This is a genomic window from Pseudomonas sp. Sample_10 (genome assembly GCF_004321495.1).
GTDB lineage: Bacteria > Pseudomonadota > Gammaproteobacteria > Pseudomonadales > Pseudomonadaceae > Aquipseudomonas.
In genome coordinates, this window is record NZ_RCOE01000110.1 from 1 (window position 1) to 1,510 (window position 1,510).

General features: G+C 62.1%; 1 protein-coding gene. It reads right to left on the reverse strand.

Translation table 11 applies throughout. The features are described 5' to 3' along the window. Nucleotides 1–43 precede the first annotated feature (43 nt). Nucleotides 44–1,510, reverse strand: a 1,467-nt coding sequence (locus D8U18_RS10365) for an aldehyde dehydrogenase family protein (RefSeq protein ID WP_130907408.1), incomplete at its 5' end; no start/stop codon positions are given.

A 1,510-nucleotide genomic window follows, 5' to 3' on the forward strand; every position in this document is an offset into this window, starting at 1 on the left:
GCAAGGCTTGCCCGCGATAGCCGTTACGCGATATCGCGCCGGATCAGAAGAAGCCCAGCGGATTGATGTCGTAGCTCACCAGCAGGTTTTTGGTCTGCTGATAGTGATCGAGCATCATCTTGTGGGTTTCACGGCCGACGCCGGATTTCTTGTAGCCGCCGAACGCGGCGTGCGCCGGGTACAGGTGGTAGCAGTTGGTCCACACACGACCGGCCTTGATGGCGCGGCCCATGCGATAGGCGCGGTTGATGTCGCGGGTCCAGAGGCCGGCGCCGAGGCCGAACTCGGTGTCGTTGGCAATCGCCAGGGCTTCGGCTTCGTCCTTGAAGGTGGTGATGCTCACCACCGGGCCGAAGATTTCTTCCTGGAACACGCGCATCTTGTTGGTGCCCTTGAGCAGCGTCGGCTGGATGTAATACCCGCTCGCCAGGTTGCCCTCGAGTTTTTCCACCTTGCCGCCGGTCAGCAGTTCGGCGCCTTCGCCCTTGGCGATTTCCAGGTACGAAAGGATCTTGTCGAATTGCTGCTCGGACGCCTGGGCGCCGACCATGGTGTCGGTGTCCAGCGGGTCGCCACGTTTGATCTGCAGGACCTTCTTCATCACCACGGCCATGAACTCGTCGTAGATCGACTCTTGCACCAGCGCCCGGGATGGGCAGGTGCAGACTTCGCCCTGGTTGAAGAACGCCAGCACCAGGCCTTCGGCGGCTTTTTCGATGAACGACGGTTCGGCCTGCATGATGTCTTCGAAGAAGATGTTCGGCGACTTGCCACCCAGCTCCACGGTGGACGGAATGATGTTTTCCGCCGCGCATTTCATGATGTGCGAGCCGACCGGGGTCGAGCCGGTGAAGGCAATTTTGGCGATGCGTTTGCTGGTGGCCAGCGCTTCGCCGGCTTCTTTGCCGAAGCCTTGCACGATGTTCAGCACGCCCGGTGGCAGCAGGTCGCCGATCAGTTCGACCAGCACGGTAATGCCCAGCGGCGTTTGCTCGGCAGGCTTGAGCACCACGCAGTTGCCGGCGGCCAGCGCCGGGGCGAGTTTCCATGCGGCCATCAGGATCGGGAAGTTCCAGGGGATGATCTGCCCGACCACGCCCAGCGGTTCATGGATGTGATAGGCCACGGTGTTGCCGTCGATTTCTGCGGCGCTGCCTTCCTGGGCGCGCAGGCAACCGGCGAAATAGCGGAAGTGGTCGGCGGCCAGCGGAATGTCGGCGTTGAGGGTTTCACGCACGGCTTTGCCGTTGTCCCAGGATTCAGTGATTGCCAGGGTTTCGAGGTGCTGTTCGATGCGGTCGGCGATTTTCAGCAGCACCAGCGAGCGGGCCTGGGCGGACGTGGCGCCCCAGGCATCGGCGGCCGCGTGGGCAGCGTCCAGGGCCTTGTCGATGTCTTCGGCCGTGGAACGGGGGAATTCGGCAATCGGTTGGCCATTGACTGGCGAAGTATTGGTGAAGTACTGACCTTTGACAGGCGCGACGAACTCGCCGCCGATGTAGTTACCGTA